This window comes from Pseudomonas sp., assembly GCF_035277045.1.
In the GTDB taxonomy this organism is placed as follows: Bacteria; Pseudomonadota; Gammaproteobacteria; order Pseudomonadales; family Pseudomonadaceae; genus Aquipseudomonas.
The window spans coordinates 1-22,268 of sequence record NZ_DATELE010000215.1; the positions used below are offsets into that span (position 1 = coordinate 1).

The window sequence follows — 22,268 nt, forward strand, 5'->3', positions numbered from 1 at the left end:
CACCGCTGCCGATCTTTCGATCGAAGCCCCTCCAGTGCTGCCTGAAACGTTTAACTCGTTGATTCTCAAGGAGTTTCGCGTTCCAACTACGCTGGAAGTGGGGCGCATTATAAGGGGATTCAAAACCCCGTCAACCCTTTATTTCATAAATGTTTCAAATCATCCTTCTGGCTGCTTGCTGCCCGAACCGGGCGCCCTCCTGCGCGCTCGCGGCAACCGTTGCGAAACGGCCGGAATGCGCAATACCAGCAGTAGCGCGCCAATGGAGGCATACACCGACCACTCCTTGAGGTCGGCACGCACTATCCACAAGAAGTGCAGCAGCCCCAGGCACAAGATCACGTACACCAGCTTGTGCAGCTTCTTCCAGCGCGCGCCCAGCCGTCGCTGGCTGTAGCGGTTGGACGTGACCGCGAGGGCTAACAGCCCGAGGAATCCCGTGGCCCCTACTACTATGTAGGGCCGCTTGCGCAACTCCACGCCCAGCTGCCCCCAGTCCATACCCAGCACGAACACCATGTAGGCGCTCATGTGCAGCACGATATAGGCAAAGCACCACAACCCCAGCTGTCGGCGCACGACAATCCACCCCGGCCAACCGGTCATTCGCTGCAACGGCGTCATGCTCAAGGTAATCAGCAAGAAGATCAGGGCGCCCAGGCCCAGGCGGTCAACCAGGATCTTGCCAGGGTCCGGGCCGAGCAGGTTCGTGGCTGCCTCATACAGCCACCACGCGGGAAACACACAGCCCAGCACAAAGATGCCCAGGCGATACCAGGGATAGCGCATCAGTAATTGGTCCGTAGATCGAGTCCACTATAAAGAGAGGCCACTTCATCGGCGTAGCCATTGAACATCAGCGTCTCGCGCACATTCGGACTGAACAGCCCGCTAGGCAGGCGGCGCTCGCGGGCCTGGGTCCAGCGCGGGTGGTCCACGGTTGGATTGACGTTGGCATAGAAGCCATATTCATCAGGCGCAAGCCCTTGCCAGGTGGTCTGCGGCTGCTCCTCCACGAGACTGATACGGACAATCGACTTGATGCTCTTGAAGCCGTACTTCCAGGGGACGACCAGCCGCAGCGGTGCGCCATTCTGATTGGGTAGTTCGCGCCCATACATACCCACCGCCAGGATGGCCAAAGGGTTCATCGCTTCATCCAGGCGCAGCCCCTCGACATACGGCCACTGGATCAACGCGAAACCCGAGCGCATCCCTGGCATGGTCTTCGGGTCCTGCAGGGTTTCGAAGCGGACATAGCGTGCCTTCGAGGTGGGCTCGACCTGCTTGAGAATGTCGGACAACGGAAAGCCCAGCCACGGGATCACCATCGACCAGGCCTCGACGCAGCGAAGCCGATAGATACGCTCCTGCAAGTGATGAGGCTTGACGAAGTCTTCGAGCGCATACCGGCCCGGCTTGCCCACCTCCCCGTCCACCACGACCGTCCATGGCGCGGTTTTCAGGCTGCCGGCATTCTGGGCCGGATCACCCTTGTCTGCTCCAAACTCATAGAAGTTGTTGTAGTGGGTGGCATCCTTGAACGGCGTGATGGCCTCGCCCTGGACAGTCATGGCTTGCCACTGGGTTCCTCCGAGCTTCTCGGCGAACCACCCCGGGGCGTTTCCGGGCTCGACATCGGCGTAGCGTGAGGGGTCGGCGGCGAGGCCGAGACGCGGCATCACCGAGGCGGCCAATCCCGCGAGGGAGCCACCGAGCAAGGCGCGACGGGACAGATAGACAGATTCAGAAGTAACCTCCGACATCTTGCAGTCGGAGGCTCTCGCAAGCTTGATAAGCATGATGGGCTCCATGGCACTGGATGGCTGATGCACCAGTAGACTATGAAGCCGGAGGATTATTGCGCCATTAAAACTTTGTCAGGCTTTGCGACGACGCATGCGCAGCAGGTACTGCACCGGGCCCGACACGGCATACCCCAGGAAGATCAGCAGCAGGATGCGCGGCGGATCGCTGAAGACCACCGCGAACACCAGCACCACGGCAAGGATGGCGACAAAAGGCACGCGCCCCTTGAGATCCAGCTCCTTGAAACTGTTGTACTTGATGTTGCTGACCATCAGCATGCCGGCCGCGGCGACCAGCAGCGCCACCAGGAACGAGAGCTTGGAGCCCTGGATGCCGAAGTCGCTGAACGCCCAGACGGTACCCGCCACCACACCCGCGGCCGCGGGGCTGGCCAGGCCGATGAAGTAGCGTTTGTCGGTCTTGCCGACCTGGGTGTTGAACCGCGCCAGGCGCAGGGCAGCGCCAGCCACATAGATGAAGGCGACCATCCAGCCGACCTTGCCCATGTCGCCCAGTGCCCAGCCAAACGCCAGCAGCGCGGGGGCGACGCCAAAGGCGACCATGTCCGAGAGCGAGTCATACTCGGCACCGAACGCGCTCTGGGTATTGGTCATGCGGGCCACGCGGCCGTCCAGGCCGTCGAGCACCATGGCCACGAAGATGGCGATGGCGGCGAAGGCGAAGTACTTGCTCGCCTCGCGCGGGTCGCCAGCGCTCATCGCGCTTTGCGCGCTGATGGAACTGATGATGGAATAGAAACCGGCAAACAGGTTGGCCGTGGTGAACAGGTTAGGCAGCAGATAGATGCCGCGGTGCCGGACCTTGCGCCCTTCGGCGTCATGCCCTTCTTCAACATGCTCATCGACAGGTAGCAGGCTTTCGGCGTCGGAGGGCTTGTTCGGCTCTTCGGGACGTTCGCTCATGGACAATACCTTGCAACAGGGTGGAAAGTGTTCGACATGGACTTGCGGCACGGGTTCGTCCGGCAAGCCTTGAGGGCTTTATACCAGATGCGGGCCCCTAAACGAAAAAACGCGGCCTAAGCCGCGTTTTCCGTTACCCGAACCGGATCAGTTCTTGGCTTTGTCGACGATCTTGTTCGCCGAGATCCAAGGCATCATCGAGCGCAGTTGCTCACCGATGATTTCGATGCCGTGCGAGGCGTTGTTACGACGCTTGGCGGTCATCGATGGGTAGTTGGTGGCGCCTTCGGAGATGAACATCTTCGCGTATTCGCCGTCCTGGATGCGCTTCAGAGCATTGCGCATGGCCTTGCGGGATTCTTCGTTGATGATCTCCGGGCCAGTCACGTACTCGCCGTACTCGGCGTTGTTGGAGATCGAGTAGTTCATGTTGGCGATACCGCCTTCGTACATGAGGTCGACGATCAGCTTCAGTTCGTGCAGGCACTCGAAGTAGGCCATTTCCGGCGCGTAGCCCGCTTCGACCAAGGTTTCGAAACCGGCTTTGACCAGCTCGACGGTACCGCCGCACAGAACGGCCTGCTCACCGAACAGGTCGGTTTCGGTTTCGTCCTTGAAGGTGGTTTCGATGATGCCGGTACGGCCGCCACCGACGCCAGCGGCGTACGACAGCGCAACATTCTTGGCGTTGCCCGAAGCGTCCTGGTAGATGGCGATCAGGTCAGGGATGCCGCCGCCCTTGACGAACTCGGAGCGAACGGTGTGGCCTGGAGCCTTCGGCGCGATCATGATCACGTCGAGGTCGGCACGTGGCACGACCTGGTTGTAGTGGATCGAGAAGCCGTGGGAGAAGGCCAGGGTTGCGCCTTTCTTGATGTTCGGCTCGATCTCGTTCTGGTACAGGGCGCCCTGGAACTCGTCCGGGGTCAGGATCATGACCAGGTCGGCGGCAGCGACGGCGGAAGCCACGTCGGCGACTTTCAGGCCGTGGGCTTCTGCCTTGGCAACGGTGGCCGAGCCTTTACGCAGACCGACAGTGACGTCCACACCGGAGTCCTTCAGGTTGCACGCCTGGGCGTGACCCTGGGAGCCGTAGCCGATGATGGCGACTTTCTTGCCCTGGATGATCGAAAGGTCGCAGTCTTTGTCGTAGAAAACTTTCATGGAATAACCCCTGTTATATCTCGGCTCCAGTGGAGCCATCGCTAATTGTTGAAGTTAGATGCTGAGCACTTTGTCGCCACGGGCAATGCCGGTGACGCCACTGCGCACGGTTTCGAGGATCGATGCGGTGCCGATGGCCTGGATGAAGCTGTCCAGCTTGTCGCTGGTACCGGTCAGCTGCACGGTGTACACGCTGCTGCTGACATCGACGATCTGCCCGCGGTAGATGTCGGTGGTGCGCTTGATCTCGGCGCGCTGGGCGCCCGTGGCCTTGACCTTGACCAGCATCAGTTCGCGCTCGATATGGGCGCTTTCCGACAGGTCGACCAGCTTGACCACTTCGACCAGCTTGTTCAGGTTCTTGGTGATCTGCTCGATCACCTCATCGTGGCCAACGGTCGTCAGCGTCAGACGCGACAGGGTCGGGTCTTCGGTTGGCGCGACAGTCAGGCTTTCAATGTTGTAGTTGCGCTGCGAGAACAGCCCGACCACGCGAGACAAGGCACCGGGTTCGTTTTCCAACAGCAGGGAAATAATGTGCCGCATTTAGGTACGCTCCGTCTTGCTCAGCCACATGTCGCGCATCGAGCCATCCTTGATCTGCATCGGATAGACGTGCTCGCTGTTGTCGACCTGGATGTCGATGAACACCAGGCGGTCCTTCATCGCGAAGGCCTCTTCCAGTTTCGGCTTGAGGTCTTTCAGGCTGGTGATGCGGATACCCACGTGGCCATAAGCCTCGGCCAGCTTGACGAAGTCCGGCAGCGACTCCATGTAGGAGTGCGAGTGACGGCTGTTGTAAGCCATGTCCTGCCACTGGCGAACCATGCCCAGCACACCGTTGTTCAGGTTGACGATCTTCACCGGCAGGTCGTACTGCAGGCAGGTCGACAGCTCCTGGATGTTCATCTGGATGCTGCCTTCACCGGTGACGCAGGCAACGTCCTGGTCCGGGAAGTTGAGCTTGACGCCCATGGCCGCCGGGAAGCCGAAGCCCATGGTGCCCAGGCCACCGGAGTTGATCCAGCGGTTAGGCTTGTTGAAGCGGTAGTACTGGGCCGCGAACATCTGGTGCTGGCCGACGTCGGAGGTGACGAAGGCGTCGCCCTTGGTGACTTCGCAGAGGGTCTCGATCACGGTCTGCGGCTTGATGACGCTGCCGTCGCCCTTGTTGTAGGGGAACAGGTCACCGGTGCCACGCCACTCTTCGATCTGCTTCCACCAGGCGTCCATGGCGGACTTGTCTGGCTGGCCGCCGATTTCACGGAGGATGCCGAGCATTTCGGTCAGCACGCTCTCGACCGGGCCCACGATCGGCACGTCGGCCTTGATCATCTTGGAGATCGACGCCGGGTCGATGTCGATGTGGATGATCTTGGCGTTCGGGCAGAACTTGGCCGGGCCGTTGACCACACGGTCATCGAAGCGCGCACCGACGGCGAAGATCACATCGGCGTTGTGCATGGTCATGTTGGCAGGGTAGCTGCCGTGCATGCCCAGCATGCCGAGGAACTGGCGGTCGGTACCCGGATAGCCACCCAGGCCCATCAGGGTGTTGGTGACCGGCAGGTTGAGGGTCCTGGCGATCTCGGTCAGGGCTTCGGAGCCGCCACCGAGAATCACGCCGCCGCCGGCGTAGACAATCGGACGCTTTGCCGCCAGGAGCATTTCGGCTGCCTTGCGGATCTGGCCCGAGTGGCCGCGCACAGCCGGGCTGTAGGAGCGCAGCTTGACCTTCTTGGGGTAGACGTACTCGAACTTCTCGGCCGGGTTGGTCATGTCCTTGGGGATATCGACCACGACCGGACCAGGACGCCCGGATTGCGCGAGGTAGAACGCCTTCTTCATGACCTCGGGGATCTCCGAGGCATGCTTGATCATGAAGCTGTGTTTCACGATCGGCCGGGAAATACCGATCATGTCGGTTTCCTGGAAGGCATCGGTGCCCACCATGGTGCTCGGCACCTGGCCGGACAGGATCACCATCGGGATGGAGTCCATGTAGGCGGTGGCGATACCGGTGATGGCATTGGTCGCGCCGGGACCGGAGGTCACCAGCACCACGCCGGCCTTGCCGGTGGCACGGGCATAGCCGTCGGCCATGTGGGTAGCCGCCTGCTCATGGCGAACCAGGATGTGGGTAACTTCCGGTTCCTTGAACAGTGCGTCGTAAACATGAAGGAGAGCACCACCAGGGTACCCGTAGATGTGCTTAACGCCTTCGTCTCGCAAGAAGCGGACGACCATCTCAGCGCCAGATAAAAGCTCCACGTTGTTCACCTCTAAAACGCCAGAATACCGCCCCAACCGGGCGGGTCTTAATAGGTTTACTGCCAAGCAGAGCATGAGCGGACGTCAGCACTGACTGAGCAAGTATTGGGAGCGCCCCAGATGTTGCGGGGTTTTCCCACCCAGCGCGAGGTAACGCGTTGCGGGGTGTAGCAAGTCGGCGCGGGTGTGCGCCTCATGATCTGCTTAGCGGGTCTGCTTCTGGCAGTCCCCCTACAGCGGAATCTGGATTCTTATTTCTTGTCGGCCTCAAGTCAAGAAAAATTATTGCCAATTTTCCCCGAGGACGTTTCTCCAGCACCACTAATTTGAAAAGGAGCAGCAGAAATATCAAGATTTCCATAAAAAAGGGCCACAATCTGCGGCCCTTACAGGAAAAAGAGAAGAAATCAGGCGGATGGACTGATCAATTGGTCGAATTCTGCTAGCAGCCGACGCAACTCGCGACTTTCGTCCGGCCGGTTGCTGTAGACCGTTTCAGCCATCACCAGGATTCCCGAGGCATTGGGCAGCGGATGGCCCAACTCGAGAATCTGCTTCATGCGGGGCAGGAAGATCCATTGCAGCCACTGCTCGAAGCTCAGGCTGTCGACCGCGAAGGGCACGCTACTGGCCAACGCTTCGGCGCTGGGAGACTGGTCGTCCCACCAGCCCCGGACATGCAGTTCGCGTTCGATCAACAGCAGGTGGTCGGCGATGTCGAGGATACGTTGTTCCATTACAGGCTGACCTTGGCTTTTTGCCGCGCCAGCGCGGCACCCGCGCTGTCACCCTGCTTTTCGCGGGCCTGGGCGATGATGTTCCACAACCCTGCCTGCAAGTCCGGACGGCCATTGGCATACGTCATGGCGCGGCGGGCGAGCTGCTCGGCCTGGGCGGCATCGCCCTGTGCCAGGCGCACCTGAGCCAGGCGATAGAGCACCTGCGGCTCGCGCGGGGCGATGCGCTGGGCACGCTCCAGGCTGGACGAAGCACCGTTGTAGTCACCACTGCCCTGCTGCTGCTGGGCCGCGGTCAACAGCGCCAGCACCGGGCCATCGAGCTGCTCGTCGGCCGACAGGCCGCTGCTGGCGGCGTTGCTGCGAGGAATGCCGGTCGGGGCGCTCGAGGTACTCGGCGTAGCAGCCGGGCTTGGCGCGCTGTTCATCGAGGCGATGTCGAACGGCTCGCTGTCAACCGGCCCCGGGGTGATCGGCCCGCTGCTGATCGCAGCTGCGCCGGTACCGGCCGGGAATGTCTGGATCGGCGAGGAGCCCGCGCCTTGCGGGATCATCACCATCACGCCCGAGTCCTGCGGCACCGACTGCGCCTGGCTGCTGCCGCTGCTGACCGCGGGCGCGGCGCTGCGGTTGGCCGAGACGCGCTCGCTGTTGGACACCCGCGTGCCCGAATCCACCACCGGGATGGCGCCACGCGGGACGCTGGCGCAGCCATTGAGCAAGGCCAGGGCCGTCAAGGCAGGAAACCACCACTTGTTCAATTCACGCCCTCTCATGTGCTTAGTTCATCCAGCCCTTGACCCAGTCCATGACGGAGTCTTCAGGGGTCGTCGCCTGGCCGCCACAGGCGGCGCCAGCAGGCGGCTCACTGCCACGAATATACGGCATCTGCACGGCGCCCGGACAGCTGGCATCGGAACCTTGTCCGCTGTTCGGATCAATCCAGGCCTGCACCACGTTGTCCGGTTGCGGCATGTCCAGCGGCAGCGGGTCGGCCTTGCGCATGAAGCTGGTCCAGACCTGCAATGCACCGGTGGCGCCGGTGAACGGTGTCTTGCCGTTATCGTCCCGGCCGATCCACACCACCGCCAGCAGGTCCTGGCTGAAACCTGCGAACCAGCTGTCGCGCGAGTCGTTGCTGGTACCGCTCTTGCCCGCCAGGGTCAGGTTGCTCGGCAACACACTGTAGACCGAACGCCCGGTCCCTTCACGCATCACCCGCTGCATGGCGTTCTGCACCAGGTAGATGGAACCGGGGTCGAAGGTCTGCTGGATCTGGAACGGGTAGCGCTTGAGCGGCTCGCCCTCGGCGGTCAGCACGCTGCGAATCCCGCGCATCGGCGTGTTGAAGCCACCGTTGGCCAGGGTCTGGTACATGGTCGCGACCTGCATCGGCGACATGCCGCCAGCGCCCAGCAGCATGGACGGGAATGCCGGCCAGTCGACATCGACGCCCAGGCGGCTGATGGTCTTGATGACGTTCGGCACGCCCACGTCCAGGCCGATCTTGGCGGTGGACAGGTTGTAGGAATGCGCCAGCCCCTGGTAGAGGTAGATGGTGCCATGGGCGCGCCGGTCGTAGTTCTGCGGACGCCAGACTTGTCCATTGGCGCCCTTGACCGAGAACGGCTCGTCCTGCACCCAGCTGGTCAGGGTGTACTTGCTCGGTTTTTCCAGCGCGGTCAGGTAGACCGCGGGCTTGACCAGCGAGCCGATCGGCCGCACGGCATCGATGGCCCGGTTGAACCCGGCAAACCCGGCCTGGCGGCTGCCAAGCAGGGCCTGGACCTCGCCGGTCTCAGGGTTGGTCACGACCATCGCCGCCTCGACCTGCTCGCCGCCCTTGCGCCCATCAAGGCGCTTGAAGGTCTCGGCCATGGCTGCCTCGGACTTCATCTGCAGGATCGGGTCGAAGCTTGTGAAGATCCGCAGACCCTCCTCGGTCAAGTCTTCGTCGCGGTAGTCCTGGCGCAGCTGACGCTTGACCAGGTCGAGGAAGCCCGGGAACGAGCTGTCGGCCAGGCTGCCACGCTTGGTCACGCCCAGCGGCATCTTCTTCGCCGCTTCGATCTCGGCCGGGGTTGCCACACCTTGCTCGGCCAGCAGGTCGAGCACCAGGTTGCGGCGCGTGAGCGCGCGCTCGGGGTAGCGGCGCGGATTGTAGTAGGACGGTCCCTTGACCATGCCCACCAGCAAGGCGATCTGGTGCAGCTTGAGCTCGGACAGCGGCTGGCTGAAGAAGAACTGGCTGGCAAGTCCGAAACCATGCACCGCGCGCTGGCCGTCCTGGCCGACGAACACCTCGTTGAGGTAGGCCTCGAGGATCTCGCGCTTGTCGTAGTGCACCTCAAGGAGCACGGCCATCATGGCCTCGGTGAGCTTGCGGCTCAGGCTACGCTCGTTGGTCAGGTAGAAGTTCTTGACCAGCTGCTGGGTCAAGGTGCTGCCGCCCTGGCGCATGGCGCCCGACGAGGTATTAACCCAGACGGCCCGCGCGATCGACTTGGGCGACACGCCAAAGTGGTGATAGAAGTCGCGGTCTTCCACCGCCACCAGGGTCTCGAGCAGGTGCGGGGGCACCTGATCGATCTTGATCAGGATGCGGTCCTCGAGGTTCTTCGGATAGATGCCGCCGATCAGCAGCGGCTCCAGGCGCACCACATCGAGCTTGCTGCCATTGGCGCCGCTGAGCCCCGCCACGTAGTCGCCCGAGAAACGCACGCGCACGGCCTGCGCCTTCTCAGCACCCTCGTAGAACTGGAACCCGCGGGTATTGAGGTCGACAGTGTTGCCGTTGACCGAGGCGGCGCCCGGGCCGTTGGCCGCGCTTTCGCGGCGATAGCCCAGCGCATCGAGCTCGACGAGAAAATCGTTGCGGCTCAGTTTCTGGCCGACGAACAGCTCCAGCGGCCGGGCATAGACCTTGGCCGGGATGGTCCAGCGCTTGCCGGAAAACTTTTCCTGGACGATGGCATCGAGGTAGACGGCGAAGCCGGCCAGCACCACCAGGCCGACCAGACTGAGCTTCAGGGCCCAGCCCAGCCAGGCGCGAGAGCGGCCGGACGGACGTTTTTTCGAGGTACGGGGATTTCGGATTCGAGTCATGGCGGCGGATTATACGCACTTTATAAAGCCGGGGCAGGCGCCCTCCGGCGGTTTGCAGGGACGGCACCATTGACCATAATAACGCCTTCGAATTCCCGGACCCCAAAGGACCGCCCGTGAGCCAAGCGTTGATCACTGCACTACAGAATCCTGCCCTCTACCCTCACCCGGTCGACGGTTTCCAGCTTATCGAGACACATATTTCCTGGGTGCTGCTCACGGGCGAGTACGCCTACAAGATCAAGAAGCCGATGAACTTCGGTTTTCTCGACTTCACCGACCTGGGCCAGCGCGGGCATTTCTGCCGCGAAGAGCTGCGCCTGAACCAGCGCCTGACCGAAGGCCTGTACCTCGACGTGCTGCCGATCACCGGCACGGCCGAGGCGCCGCAGCTGGGGGGCGAGGGCGAGGTCATCGAGTATGCGTTGAAGATGCGTCAATTCCCGCAGGGCCAGATGCTCAATACCCTGCAAGCCAATGGCGAGCTGACCGCCGGGCACATCGACCAGATGGCACGGCAGATCGCCGAGTTCCACCTGCAGGCCCCCCGGGTGCCGGTGGAGCATCCCCTGGGCACGCCAGAAAGCGCCATGGCCCCGGTCGAGCAGAACTTCGAGCAGATCCGTCCGTTCCTCAGCGACAACGCCGACCTGCAGCAGCTCGACGCCTTGCAGGCGTGGGCGCAGAGCAGCTACCAGCGTCTGCACGGCTTGCTGCAGACGCGCAAGGCCGACGGTTTCATCCGTGAATGCCACGGAGACATCCACCTGGGCAACGCGACGCTGATCGACGGCAAGGTGGTGATCTTCGACTGCATCGAGTTCAACGAGCCCTTCCGCCTCACCGACGTCTGGGCCGATACCGCGTTTCTGGCCATGGACCTCGAAGACCGTGGCCTCAAGTGCCTGGCGCGCCGCTTCATCAGCCAGTACCTGGAGCTGACGGGCGATTACGCAGGCCTCGAACTGCTGAATTTCTACAAGGCCTACCGTGCCCTGGTCCGCGCCAAGGTGGCACTGTTCAGCATGCCCGCCGAGGCTGATGGCGTGCAGCGCGCGACCACGCTGCGCACCTACCGCAACTACGCCAACCTGGCGGAAAGCTACAGTGCCATTCCCTCGCGCCTGATGGCGGTGACCCATGGGGTTTCGGCGGTGGGCAAGAGCCATGTGGCCATGCGCCTGGTCGAGGCCCTGGGCGCCGTGCGCCTGCGCTCGGACGTCGAACGCAAGCGCCTGCACGGTGAACAGCCGGTCGAGTCCAGCGGCCAGCTGCAGGCGGGCATCTACGCCGACCAGGCGAGCCAGGCCACCTACGAGCGCCTGCACCAGCTGGCGGCGATCATCCTGCGCGCCGGCTTCCCAGTGGTGCTCGACGCCACCTACCTCAAGCGCGAGCAACGCCAGGCAGCGGCCGAGGTGGCCAGCGCGACCGGCGTGCCGTTCCTGATCCTGGACTGCAACGCGCCGGACGCCGTGATCGCCAGCTGGCTGGCCCAGCGGCAGTCGGACAACACCGACCCGTCGGATGCGACGCTTGAAGTGATCAAGGTTCAGCAGCAGAGCCGCGAGCCGCTGGATGAGCACGAGTTGCTGCAGAGCAAGCGCATCGAAACCAATGAAGGCGGCAGCATGGACCAGCTGGTCGAGCAGATTCGCCAGCGCCTGCCAGGCCTGTAACCCGTCAAGACCGCGCCGCCCACCGGGCCGCGCGGTCCGCGGTCCCCTCCCCAGTGGCAAAAAGCTTCAACTTTGCCATCCCCCGCTACACTGCACCCTGACCTGCTCGCGATTTTATTCCAACGACCCCGTTCAGCCATCGCAAGGAGGCCTGATGAACGATGAACTGCAGCACCTGAAGAACCTGGGCAAGACGTCAGCCCAGTGGCTGCATGCCGTTGGCATCCACAGCGCGTCGGACCTTCGCCGGCTGGGCGCGGTGAGTGCCTATCAAGCGGTGAAGACGCGCGGGTTCAGGGCTTCAAAGGTGTTGTTGTACGCCATCGAGGGCGCATTGCTCGACATGCACTGGAACGACCTGCCAGCCGAGCACAAGCAAGCGCTCAACCAGCAACTGGATGCGAAAAGCCCGCCCCTGAAGAAATGAAAATAAATGCGGACAAACGATTGACAGTGAAATGAGAATCGTTATGATTATCACAACTGGTCGCGAGACTGGTTGGGTAACCTGAAAGCCCCTGGTTCGGACTCTCAGATTATCTCCTCATCAGGCTAATCACGGTTATTGACCCGGCACTTTGCCGGGTCTTTTTTTTGCGTCTGGAAAGGTGCACGGCCCCAGTTGCCTGGCACCATCCGGATCAGGCGCCGCCTATCTCGCGATGATCAACGGATGCCCCCGCTCCGGATGCGTCTGCACCAGCACCTCGATCCCGTACACCGTCTTGAGCGCCTCAGGGCTGAGCACCTCTTGCGGCGTCCCCACGGCGTGGCAACGCCCCTGCTCCAGAAGCAGGATGCGGTCGCAGTACCGGGCAGCCAGGTTCAGGTCGTGCAGGATCACCAGCACGGCGGCGCCGCGATCGGCGAAGGCGCGAACGGCCTGCAAGGTGGTGTGCTGGTGCAGGGGGTCGAGCATGGAGGTGGGTTCGTCCAGCAACAGGGTCGCCCCCTCCTCGCCCGGCCAGAGCTGCGCCAGTACCCGGGCCAGGTGCACCCGCTGGCGCTCGCCTCCGGACAACGCCAGATAGCTGCGGTCGGCCAGATGGCCGGCATCAGCGGCCAGCAGCGCCGCTTCGATGATCTGCTGGTCGCGCTGTTGGCCAGTCTCATGGGGCAGGCGCCCAAGACCCACGACCTCCTCGACGCGAAACGCAAAGCCCAGGCTCGACACCTGCGGCAGGACGGCCAGGCGCCGCGCGCGTGCCTGGCCCGGCCACTGCGCCAGGCCTTTGCCTTGCAACCGGACCTCTCCACGGTCTGGCGCCAGCTCGCCACACAGCACGCCCAGCAGGCTGCTTTTGCCGGCGCCATTGGGTCCCAGCACCCCGAGCACCTGCCCAGGCACCAGTCCCAGGCTGATGTCGTGCAGCACCGTCGCGCCACCGCGGCTCAGGTACAGGCCTTGGACTTCGAGCATCAGTGCCGCCCCCGGATCAACAAGAACAGGAAAAACGGCGCGCCGATGAACGCCGTGACAATACCGATCGGCAGCTCTGCCGGCGCCAGCGCCAGCCGCGCGATCAGGTCGGCAAACAGCAGCAGTGTGCCGCCAGCCAGCAATGAGGCGGGCAGCAGCACGCGATGATCCGGCCCAGCCAGCAGGCGCACCAGGTGCGGCACCACCAGCCCGATAAAACCGATCAGCCCGGCGGCAGCGACGGCGGCACCGACGCCCAGCGCGGTACAGAACACCAGTTCACGCTTGAGCGATTCGACCTCGACGCCCAGGTGACGCGCTTCCGACTCGCCCAGCAGCAAGGCGTTGAGCGCCTGCGCGCGGCGCGGCAGCCACAGAGCCACGGCCAGCACCACGATCAGCAGCGGCCATAGCCGTTGGTAGCTGGCGCCGTTGAGGCTGCCGAGGTTCCAGAATGTCAGGGTCCGCAGGGTCGCGTCATCGGCGAGATAAGTGAACAGGCCCACCGCGGAACCTGCCAACGCGGTCAGGGCGATGCCCGCCAGCAGCATGGTTGCCACATGGGTCTGGCCGTCTCGGCGCCCCAGCCGGTAGACCAGCGCCGTCACGCCCAGCCCGCCCGCGAACGCGCAGACGGACAGCAGGTAGGGCGAGAACCAGTCCGGGATCCCGCCCACCCAGCTGCCGCCCACGATGGCCAATGCCGCGCCCAGCGCCGCACCGCTGGCAACCCCCACCAGCCCGGGATCGGCCAAGGGGTTGCGAAACAGGCCCTGCATGGCTACCCCGGATAGCGCCAGCACCGCGCCTACCCCCAGTCCCAGCAAAGTGCGCGGCAGGCGGATCTGCCCAAGGATCAGCTCCGCCTGCTCCAGCCCGTCCGCGGCGATGGGCACGCCCAGCAGTCGCAAGCCGGCGCGCAGGGTGTCCATCAGCGGCAGGCTGACCGGCCCCAGGGCCAGGGACAGCCAGATCGCCAACAGGCACGACACCGTCAGGCCAATGAACAGCGCACGCGGCGCAGCCAGGCGCTTCATGGTGACAGCGAGCCCTGCGCCGATGGATAGAAGGCACGCGCCAGCTCATGCAGGGCATCCGGCAGCCGCGGGCCAAGACCACCCACCAGCAGCGTCGGGTCCAGCGGCACCACGCGGTTGTGTTTGACCGCACGCGAGGCTGCCAGGGCCGGATTTTCCTTGAGCAGCGCCTCGAGCGCGTGCTCGCCCTCGAGACTGCGGTCCGACACCACCAGCACGTCCGGGTCTAGCGCCGCCAGCGCTTCGGCCGAGAAATTCTTGTATCCCTGGTTGTCGGCCAGGTTGCGGGCGCCGGCCTGCTGCAACAACCAGTCACCGGCGGTGCCCTTGCCTGCGATCATGGGCTTGGCGCCGCCATGGCCGACCAGCAGCAGTACCCCAGGGGACTTGTTCTTCAGCGGTTCGAGCCTGCCGTGCAGCGCCTGGAGCTGCTGGCGATAGTCGGCTGTCAGTTGCGCGGCCTTCTGTTCGCTGCCCAGCAACGCCCCCAGTTGCTTGAGGTTCTGCTCCACCGCATCGATCTGCGCCTTGCTGGAGAACAGCTCGACGCGCACACCGGCCGCGCGGACCTGCGCGAGCACCGGAGGTGGGCCCATCTCTTCGGTGCCGACCAGCACGTCCGGGCGCAGGCTGAGAATGCCTTCGGCCGAGAGCTGGCGCTGGTAGCCGATGCTTGGCAGGGTTTTCAACGTCGCAGGATGCTGGCTCGTGGTGTCGACGCCAACCAGATGTTGCTCACCGCCCAGGGCGCTGATCCACTCGCTGAGCGCCCCACCCACGCTGACCCAACGCTGTGGCACCTCGGCGGCGAGGGCCTGGGAGGCGAGGACAAGACCGGCGCAGAGGGAGAAAAAGGCAGCAGGACGGCGCATCATCGGATTTCCTTTGCAGAAGACGGGCCGCACGCCTTGTGGTGCGCGGCAGGACTGCGCACTATTGGGCAGCCGGCGCAGCTAGACAGGAATTTGATAATTATTCGCATTGAAGCGTCAAGCGCTGGACCTGTTTCTTGATAAATGATGCCTCGACCCATGCCCGACCTGTATTTTCTCTGCGCCTCCAGCGACCTGGCCGAAAGCCAGAGCCGCGCCTTCGACGCCGCTGGTCTCAGCCTGCTTGGCATACGTCGCCAGGGGCACGTCCACCTCTACCGCAACCGCTGTCCGCATCGGGGGATCGCCCTGAACTGGGAGGGTGGCAGCGATGCCTTTCTCGACGAAAGCGCCAGCCTGATCCAGTGCGCGCACCATGGGGCGTTGTTCCTGATCGAATCAGGCGAGTGCGTGGCCGGTCCCTGTGAAGGCGAGCAGCTGCAGGCCCTGGACTGCATGGAAGACAGCCAGGGTATCTGGCTCAGGACATGAGCAGCACCGGCAGCGGCCGGTCGATGTAGATCTGCCCGGCATCCAGGTGCGTGCCATAGGCGAGTACCTCGACGCCGTCAGCCACCGCAGCGCGCAGGGCCTCGGCATAGGTGGCGTCGATCTCGTCGGCCGGGCGCACGGCCTCGATCCCCGTGAGGTTCACGCAGTACAGCTGCACCGCCCGGATGCCCTGGCGCGCCAGCGCCGCCAGCTCGCGCAGGTGTTTCGCGCCGCGCTGGGTCACGGCATCGGGGAACGCCGCGACCGGGGTGTCCGGGTATCCTAGCGTCACGCTCTTGACCTCGACATAGGCCGGGCCTTCTGGAAACTCCAGGCGAAAGTCCACGCGGCTGCCTTCCTGGCCATAGGCGACCTCCCGCCTGAGCGTGCTGAAGCCGGCCAGCTCGCTGATCCGGCCAGCCCGCAACGCCTCCTCCACCAGTCCATTGGCGCGCCCGGTATTGATGCAGGCAAGACGCCCCTGTGGCGTCTCGCTGATCTCCCAGGTGCCCGGCAGCTTGCGCTTGGGATCATTGGAGCGGCTGAACCACACCTGCCCGCCCTCGCGCATGCAATTGAGCATTGAACCGGTGTTGGGGCAGTGGATCGTGATCTGCTCGCCATTGGCCAGCTCGATGTCGGCCAGAAAGCGTTTGTAACGGCGCAACAGGCGCGCCTGTTCGAGTTCGGGAAAAAGCGCCATCAGCCTTGCCAGCTCCGCAGTCCACGGGCAATGCGCTGCACCGCCTCCTCCAGCCGTTCCAGGCTTTGCGTGTAGGCAAAGCGCACATGGTGGCCAGCTTGGTGGCGGCCAAAGTCCAGGCCTGGGGTGAAGGCCACATGCTCGGTTTCCAGGAAATGTCGGCAGAAGGCGAAGGCATCGCCGCCGAAGGCGCTGATATCGGCATACAGGTAGAAGGCGCCCTGGGGCTCGACGGCAATGCGGAACCCCAGCTCGCGCAAGGCGGGCAGCAGGAAGTCGCGGCGCCGGGCGAACTCGGCGCGGCGCTGTTCGAGAATGACCAGGGTCTCGGGCTCGAAACACGCCAGGGCCGCATGCTGGGCCATGCTCGGAGCGCTGATGTAGAGGTTTTGCGCGAGTTTCTCCAGGTCCGCCACGGCGGCCGGCGGCGCCACGAGCCAGCCGAGCCGCCAGCCGGTCATGCCGAAATACTTTGAAAAACTATTGAGAACAAAGGCCTGGTCGTCCACTTCCAGCACGCTCGGGGCCTCCCTGCCGTAGGTCAGGCCGTGGTAGATCTCGTCCACGACAAGGTGACCACCGTGGGCCCGGGTTGCCGCGGACAGCCCTGCCAAGGCGCCGCGGTCCAGCACGGTACCGGTCGGGTTGGCGGGCGAAGCCACCAGGGCGCCGACACTGTCCTGGTCCCAGTAGCGGTCGACCAGCTCGGCGCTCAGCTGGTAATTGTCCTCGGGCCCGACCGGCACCAGTTGCGCCCCGCCCTCGACCAGGCGCAGGAAATGACGGTTGCAGGGGTACCCCGGGTCGGCGAGCAGCCAGTGCTTGCCTGGGTCCACCAGCAGGCTGCTGGCCAGCAGCAAGGCCCCGGAGCCCCCGGGAGTGATGAGGATGCGCGCGGGATCGATCGATAGCCCATAGCGTTGCGCATAGAAGCCGGCGATCGCTTCGCGCAGCGCCGGCAGACCGCGCGCCGCGGTGTAGCGGGTATGACCTGCGGCCAGCGCGGCCTGCCCTGCCGCGACGATCGGAGCAGCGGTGGTGAAGTCCGGCTCGCCGATCTCGAGGTGGATCACGTCATGGCCGGCGGCCTGCAACTCGTTGGCACGCGCCAGCAACGCCATGACATGAAAGGGTTCGATGGCGCGGCTGCGCGCGCTGTAGAGCTGTGCCATGGGCCTTCTCTCAATTGGGGCTAAACTGTTGATTCTACCTTTGCGCGTCGCTGAACGTGTGGCCGCCGCCGTTGTCAATTCGTTGAGACGGGCGGGGTGGCGTACCCCGAAACTATCTGCTAAGTTCGGCGGCTCGCAGTCGCAGGGCCGGCGGGCGCCGGAGATGGAGCAGCCTGCGTAATGGATCAGATGAGTGAGAGGCGGTCTATTCATGTCCACCCAAGAAAAGCAAAAAGCCAGTCAAATTCTCTATGGGGTCGAGCCCTATCAGGAGACAAAGGGTGAAGAGTACATGGGTGAACCCATGCGCAAGCACTTCACCAAGATCCTGAATGCCTGGAAGCAAGAGCTGATGGTCGGCGTCGACAAGACCGTGGACCACATGAAGGAAGAGGCGGCGAACTTCGCCGACCCGGCAGACCGTGCCTCGCAAGAGGAAGAATTCGCGCTTGAGCTGCGCGCGCGTGACCGCGAACGCAAGCTGATCAAAAAGATCGACAAGACCCTGCAACTGATCCAGGACGAAGAATACGGCTGGTGCGAAGACTGCGGTATCCCGATCGGCCTGCGCCGCCTGGAAGCCCGCCCTACCGCTGACCTGTGCTTCGATTGCAAAGAGGTTGCGGAGAAGAAGGAAAAACAGGTCGGCAAAGCCTGATTCTGATTTCCACCGAACGGGGCGCTCAAGGCGCCCCCGTTCATTTATAGATGCCGCAATCCCATGCCTCCATCCCCCTACATCGGGCGCTTCGCCCCCACCCCCAGTGGTTTCCTGCACTTCGGCTCGCTGGTCGCCGCGCTCGCCTCCTGGCTCGATGCCCGCGCCGTTGGCGGCCGCTGGCTGCTGCGCATGGAGGACATCGATCCGCCACGCGAAGCGCCCGGCGCGCGCGACGCCATCCTGCAGACCCTGGAACGCTACGCCCTGACATGGGACGGCGAGGTGGTCCATCAAAGCCAGCGACACGAGGCCTATGCCGACGTGGTCGAGCGGTTGTTCCGTCAGGGGCTGGCGTATGCCTGTACCTGTTCGCGCAAGCAGCTGGAGGACTACAACGGCATCTACCCCGGTTTCTGCCGCGATGCCGGGCATTCCCGTGATGGCGCGGCGATCCGCGTGCGGGTGCCAGAGCTGAGCTATCGCTTCGATGACCGTGTCCAGGGCCCCTTCGAGCAGCATCTGGGCCGCGAGGTGGGCGATTTCGTGATCCAGCGGCGCGACGGGTTGTATGCGTATCAGCTGGCCGTGGTGCTGGATGATGGCTGGCAAGGCGTGACCGACATCGTGCGCGGCGCCGACCTGCTGGACAACACGCCGCGCCAGCTGTATCTGCAAGAGCTGCTGGGTCTCTCGCAGCCGCGCTACCTGCACATCCCGCTGATCATCCAGCCGGACGGGCACAAGCTGGGCAAGTCGTACCGTTCCCCTCCCCTTGAGCCCGACCAGGCCACGCCGCTGTTGCTTCGGGCGCTGCGTGCGCTGGGTCAGGCGGTCGATCCCTCGTTGATCGGCGCCACTCCCGCCGAGGTGCTGGAGGCTGCGCGCCAGCAGTGGCGTCCCGAGGCCATTGCCCGGCAGATGACGCTGCCCGAGGCGGACCTGCGCTGACGGTTCCGGCCTCTGCCATAAACCCCAGCAAATTCAATTTCTTGCCGATCCACACGGAATCCCGCTAGCATCGCCCCCGCCCTTTGCGCCAATAATAAGTCCAGCCCGCAGCGCCCTAACCCTCGAGGCCAGCATGTACATCTATCGTTTGGTCCTGCTTCTGGTCGTGGGGATCTACCTGTTCTCCCCGGCCATCATGGACTGGTGGATCGAGCCGACCGGTGCGTGGTATCGCCCCTACCTGCTCTGGCTGATCCTGATCGTCGTGACCTTCATCCTCCAGAGCCAACGTGATGCCGATGAGCTTTAGCCTGACCCAGATGATCCTGATCAGCGCCGCCTACCTGCTGGTGCTGTTCGGCGTGGCCTGGGTCAGCGAGCGCGGGCTGATCCCGCGTTCGATCATCCGCCACCCGTTGACCTACACCTTGTCGCTGGGGGTCTATGCCAGTGCCTGGGCCTTCTATGGCTCGGTAGGCCTGGCGTACCAGTACGGCTACGGTTTCCTCGCCTGCTACCTCGGCGTGTCCGGAGCCTTCCTGCTGGCGCCGGTGCTGCTCTACCCGATCCTCAAGATCACCCGCACCTACCAGTTGTCGTCCCTGGCCGACCTGCTGGCGTTTCGCTTTCGCAGTACCTGGGCGGGTGCGCTGACCACGATCTTCATGCTGATTGGCGTGCTGCCGTTGCTGGCCCTGCAGATTCAGGCGGTGGCTGACTCGATCAACATTCTTACCGGGGAGCCGGTGAAAGCGCGGGTGGCGCTGGCGTTCTGCGCGCTGATCACGCTGTTCACGATCTTCTTCGGCTCGCGCCATATCGCCACGCGCGAGAAGCACGAGGGCCTGGTGTTCGCGATCGCCTTCGAGTCGGTGATCAAGCTGCTCGCGCTCGGCGCCATCGGCCTGTACGCCCTGTACGGCGTGTTTGGCGGCCCGCACCAGCTGGAGATCTGGCTGCTGCAGAACCAGACGGCCCTGGCCGCCCTGCACACGCCCTTGCAGGAGGGCCCATGGCGTACCCTGCTGCTGGTGTTCTTCGCCTCGGCCATCGTCATGCCGCACATGTACCACATGGCCTTCACCGAGAACCTCAACCCGCGCGCGCTGGTCAGCGCCAGCTGGGGCCTTCCCCTGTTCCTGCTGCTGATGAGCCTGGCCGTGCCGCTGATCCTCTGGGCGGGCCTGCGCGTGGGCGCCAGCACCAACCCCGAATACTTCACCCTGGGCCTGGGCATTGCCGCCAACAACCAGGCGTTGGCGTTGCTGGCCTACGTCGGCGGGCTATCGGCGTCGAGCGGGCTGATCATCGTCACTACCCTGGCGCTGTCGGGCATGGCGCTCAACCACCTGGTGCTGCCCCTGTACCAGCCACCGGCCGAGGGCAACATCTACCGCTGGCTGAAGTGGACCCGCCGCGCGCTGATCGTCGCCATCATCGCGGCCGGCTTCGTCTTCTACTACCTGACCCAGACCCGCCACCAGAGCCTGGCCAACCTCGGCATCGTCGCCTTCGTGGCGACCTTGCAGTTCCTGCCCGGCGTGCTGTCGGTGCTGTACTGGCCGACCGCCAACCGGCGCGGCTTCATCGCGGGCCTGCTGGCCGGGATCCTGGTGTGGATGGTGACCATGCTGCTGCCGTTGATCGGCAACCTGCAGGGCTTCTACATCCCGCTGCTGAACATGATCTACGTGCTCGACGACACCAGCTGGCACATGGGCGCCATCGCCTCGCTCGCGGCCAACGTGCTGCTGTTCACGCTGATCTCGCTGTTCACCAATGCCAGCAGCGAAGAGGTGAGCGCCGCTGAAGCCTGCGCGGTGGACAACGTGCGCCGCCCCCAGCGCCGCGAGCTGCACGCCGCCTCGCCCCAGGAGTTCGCGACCCAGCTGGCCAAGCCGCTGGGTGCCAAGGCGGCCCAGAAGGAAGTCGAGCAGGCCCTGCGCGACCTCTACCTGCCGTTCGACGAACGCCGTCCCTACGCCTTGCGCCGGCTGCGCGACCGCATCGAAGCCAACCTCTCCGGCCTGATGGGGCCGAGCGTGGCGCAGGACATGGTCGAGACCTTCCTGCCCTACAAATCGGGCAGCGAGAACTACGTCACCGAGGACATCCACTTCATCGAAAGCCGCCTCGAGGACTACCATTCGCGCCTGACCGGTCTTGCCGCCGAGCTCGACGCCCTGCGCCGCTACCATCGCCAGACCCTGCAGGAACTGCCGATGGGCGTGTGCTCCCTGGCCAAGGACCAGGAGATCCTGATGTGGAACAAGGCCATGGAAGAGCTGACCGGCATCGCCGCCAAGCACGTGGTCGGCTCCCGCCTGACCACCATCGGCGAGCCCTGGCGCGAACTGATGCTGGGCTTCATCAACGTGCCGGACGAGCACCTGCACAAGCAGCGCCTGGCCCTGGACGGCCAGCCTCGCTGGCTCAACCTGCACAAGGCCGCCATCGACGAGCCGCTGGCGCCGGGCAACAGCGGCCTGGTGCTGCTGGTCGAGGACCTGACCGAAACCCAGGCCCTGGAAGACAAGCTGGTGCATTCCGAGCGCCTGGCCAGCATCGGCCGCCTGGCCGCCGGTGTGGCCCATGAGATCGGCAACCCCATCACCGGCATCGCGTGCCTTGCGCAGAACCTGCGTGAAGAACGCGAGGAAGATGGCGAGATCACCGAGCTGAGCAGCCAGATCATCGAGCAGACCAAGCGCGTCTCGCGCATCGTGCAGTCGCTGATGAGCTTCGCCCACGCCGGTGGCAGCCACCAGAACAGCGAAGAGCCGGTGTGCCTGGCCGAAGTGGCGCAGGATGCGATCGGTCTGCTGGCCTTGAACCGGCGCAATTTCGAAGTGCAGTTTTTCAACCTGTGCGACCCCGAGCACTGGGTCGAGGGCGATCCTCAACGACTGGCCCAGGTGCTCATCAATCTGCTGTCCAACGCCCGTGACGCGTCGCCGCCCGGCAGCGCCGTGCGCGTGCGCAGCGAGACCAGCGAGCACACGGTCGACCTGATCGTCGAAGACGAGGGCACCGGCATCCCGAAAAACATCATGGACCGGCTGTTCGAACCCTTCTTCACCACCAAGGACCCAGGCGAAGGAACCGGTCTTGGGCTTGCTCTGGTCTATTCCATCGTGGAAGAGCATTATGGACAGATCACCATCGACAGCCCGGCCGACCTTCAGCACCAGCGTGGCACCCGGATCCGCGTGACCCTGCCCAGGCATGTCGTAGCGACGTCCCCTGACATTCGAGACCGTCGAGAGAATTGAATC

General features: G+C 64.0%; 21 protein-coding genes. 7 read left to right on the forward strand and 14 right to left on the reverse strand.

Translation table 11 applies throughout. From position 1 onward, the window contains the following. Positions 1-159: 159 nt before the first annotated feature. The 9 genes from msrQ to mrcB all read right to left on the reverse strand — a co-directional run bounded on the left by msrQ (position 160) and on the right by mrcB (position 10,009). Positions 160-789: a protein-methionine-sulfoxide reductase heme-binding subunit MsrQ gene (gene msrQ, locus VJS90_RS12190; protein ID WP_324121908.1), complete on the reverse strand. Its 630-nt coding sequence runs from the start codon at positions 787-789 to the stop codon at positions 160-162. Beyond that, positions 789-1,802 carry a protein-methionine-sulfoxide reductase catalytic subunit MsrP gene (gene msrP, locus VJS90_RS12195; protein ID WP_324121909.1) on the reverse strand — a complete coding sequence of 338 codons (1,014 nt, stop codon included), beginning with the start codon at positions 1,800-1,802 and terminating at the stop codon, positions 789-791. Before msrP ends, msrQ begins: the two co-directional genes overlap by 1 nt. 78 nt (positions 1,803-1,880) lie before the next feature. After that, on the reverse strand, positions 1,881-2,732 hold the full coding sequence (gene pssA / locus VJS90_RS12200; protein ID WP_324121910.1) for a CDP-diacylglycerol--serine O-phosphatidyltransferase: 852 nt from the start codon (positions 2,730-2,732) through the stop codon (positions 1,881-1,883). A 147-nt stretch (positions 2,733-2,879) separates the two neighbouring features. Continuing rightward, entirely contained in the window at positions 2,880-3,896 is a 1,017-nt protein-coding gene (gene ilvC, locus VJS90_RS12205) for a ketol-acid reductoisomerase (protein ID WP_324121911.1), read from the reverse strand. Between the two features lie 54 nt (positions 3,897-3,950). Further along, positions 3,951-4,442 (reverse strand): acetolactate synthase small subunit, encoded by a 492-nt coding sequence (gene ilvN / locus VJS90_RS12210; protein WP_116551972.1) that lies wholly within the window; start codon positions 4,440-4,442, stop codon positions 3,951-3,953. Continuing rightward, positions 4,443-6,167 (reverse strand): acetolactate synthase 3 large subunit, encoded by a 1,725-nt coding sequence (locus VJS90_RS12215; RefSeq protein ID WP_324121912.1) that lies wholly within the window; start codon positions 6,165-6,167, stop codon positions 4,443-4,445. A 407-nt stretch (positions 6,168-6,574) separates the two neighbouring features. Continuing rightward, a complete protein-coding gene (locus tag VJS90_RS12220) occupies positions 6,575-6,904 on the reverse strand; it encodes a YqcC family protein (protein ID WP_324121913.1) in 330 nt (109 codons plus the stop codon). Further along, positions 6,904-7,680, reverse strand: coding sequence for a tetratricopeptide repeat protein (locus tag VJS90_RS12225; RefSeq protein WP_324121914.1), 777 nt, complete (start codon positions 7,678-7,680; stop codon positions 6,904-6,906). Before VJS90_RS12225 ends, VJS90_RS12220 begins: the two co-directional genes overlap by 1 nt. A 4-nt stretch (positions 7,681-7,684) precedes the next feature. Next, on the reverse strand, positions 7,685-10,009 hold the full coding sequence (gene mrcB, locus VJS90_RS12230; protein WP_324121915.1) for a penicillin-binding protein 1B: 2,325 nt from the start codon (positions 10,007-10,009) through the stop codon (positions 7,685-7,687). A 116-nt stretch (positions 10,010-10,125) separates the two neighbouring features. Between mrcB and VJS90_RS12235 the strand changes: the two genes are divergently transcribed. After that, the gene (locus VJS90_RS12235; protein WP_324121916.1) at positions 10,126-11,688 is read left to right on the forward strand and encodes an AAA family ATPase; all 1,563 of its coding nucleotides are present in this window, start codon (positions 10,126-10,128) and stop codon (positions 11,686-11,688) included. A 154-nt stretch (positions 11,689-11,842) separates the two neighbouring features. Then, positions 11,843-12,115: a TfoX/Sxy family protein gene (locus VJS90_RS12240; RefSeq protein WP_324121917.1), complete on the forward strand. Its 273-nt coding sequence runs from the start codon at positions 11,843-11,845 to the stop codon at positions 12,113-12,115. Between the two features lie 225 nt (positions 12,116-12,340). On the opposite strand, the gene VJS90_RS12245 is transcribed toward VJS90_RS12240, so the two are convergent. From VJS90_RS12245 to VJS90_RS12255, 3 genes are read right to left on the reverse strand one after another with little or no spacing between them, the layout of a single operon-like run. Then, on the reverse strand, positions 12,341-13,063 hold the full coding sequence (locus VJS90_RS12245; protein ID WP_414704935.1) for a heme ABC transporter ATP-binding protein: 723 nt from the start codon (positions 13,061-13,063) through the stop codon (positions 12,341-12,343). A 44-nt stretch (positions 13,064-13,107) separates the two neighbouring features. Further along, the gene (locus tag VJS90_RS12250) at positions 13,108-14,091 is read right to left on the reverse strand and encodes an iron ABC transporter permease (protein WP_324121931.1); all 984 of its coding nucleotides are present in this window, start codon (positions 14,089-14,091) and stop codon (positions 13,108-13,110) included. Between the two features lie 50 nt (positions 14,092-14,141). After that, a complete protein-coding gene (locus tag VJS90_RS12255; RefSeq protein WP_324121919.1) occupies positions 14,142-15,020 on the reverse strand; it encodes a heme/hemin ABC transporter substrate-binding protein in 879 nt (292 codons plus the stop codon). A gap of 165 nt (positions 15,021-15,185) precedes the next feature. Here VJS90_RS12255 and VJS90_RS12260 point away from each other — a divergent pair, with 165 nt between their 5' ends. After that, entirely contained in the window at positions 15,186-15,509 is a 324-nt protein-coding gene (locus VJS90_RS12260; protein WP_324121932.1) for a Rieske (2Fe-2S) protein, read from the forward strand. On the opposite strand, the gene sfsA is transcribed toward VJS90_RS12260, so the two are convergent. Then, positions 15,499-16,212, reverse strand: coding sequence for a DNA/RNA nuclease SfsA (gene sfsA / locus VJS90_RS12265; RefSeq protein ID WP_324121920.1), 714 nt, complete (start codon positions 16,210-16,212; stop codon positions 15,499-15,501). The two genes, VJS90_RS12260 and sfsA, sit on opposite strands and share 11 nt — an antisense overlap. Next, entirely contained in the window at positions 16,212-17,384 is a 1,173-nt protein-coding gene (locus tag VJS90_RS12270) for a pyridoxal phosphate-dependent aminotransferase (protein WP_324121921.1), read from the reverse strand. Before VJS90_RS12270 ends, sfsA begins: the two co-directional genes overlap by 1 nt. Before the next feature lie 211 nt (positions 17,385-17,595). Between VJS90_RS12270 and dksA the strand changes: the two genes are divergently transcribed. The 4 genes from dksA to VJS90_RS12290 all read left to right on the forward strand — a co-directional run bounded on the left by dksA (position 17,596) and on the right by VJS90_RS12290 (position 22,265). Beyond that, on the forward strand, positions 17,596-18,042 hold the full coding sequence (gene dksA / locus VJS90_RS12275; RefSeq protein ID WP_324121922.1) for an RNA polymerase-binding protein DksA: 447 nt from the start codon (positions 17,596-17,598) through the stop codon (positions 18,040-18,042). A 63-nt stretch (positions 18,043-18,105) separates the two neighbouring features. Continuing rightward, the gene (gene gluQRS / locus VJS90_RS12280) at positions 18,106-18,993 is read left to right on the forward strand and encodes a tRNA glutamyl-Q(34) synthetase GluQRS (protein WP_324121923.1); all 888 of its coding nucleotides are present in this window, start codon (positions 18,106-18,108) and stop codon (positions 18,991-18,993) included. Positions 18,994-19,126: 133 nt separating this feature from the next. After that, the gene (locus VJS90_RS12285; RefSeq protein WP_003250005.1) at positions 19,127-19,303 is read left to right on the forward strand and encodes a hypothetical protein; all 177 of its coding nucleotides are present in this window, start codon (positions 19,127-19,129) and stop codon (positions 19,301-19,303) included. Further along, positions 19,287-22,265 (forward strand): sensor histidine kinase, encoded by a 2,979-nt coding sequence (locus VJS90_RS12290; protein ID WP_324121924.1) that lies wholly within the window; start codon positions 19,287-19,289, stop codon positions 22,263-22,265. Before VJS90_RS12285 ends, VJS90_RS12290 begins: the two co-directional genes overlap by 17 nt. The last annotated feature ends 3 nt before the right edge of the window (positions 22,266-22,268 follow it).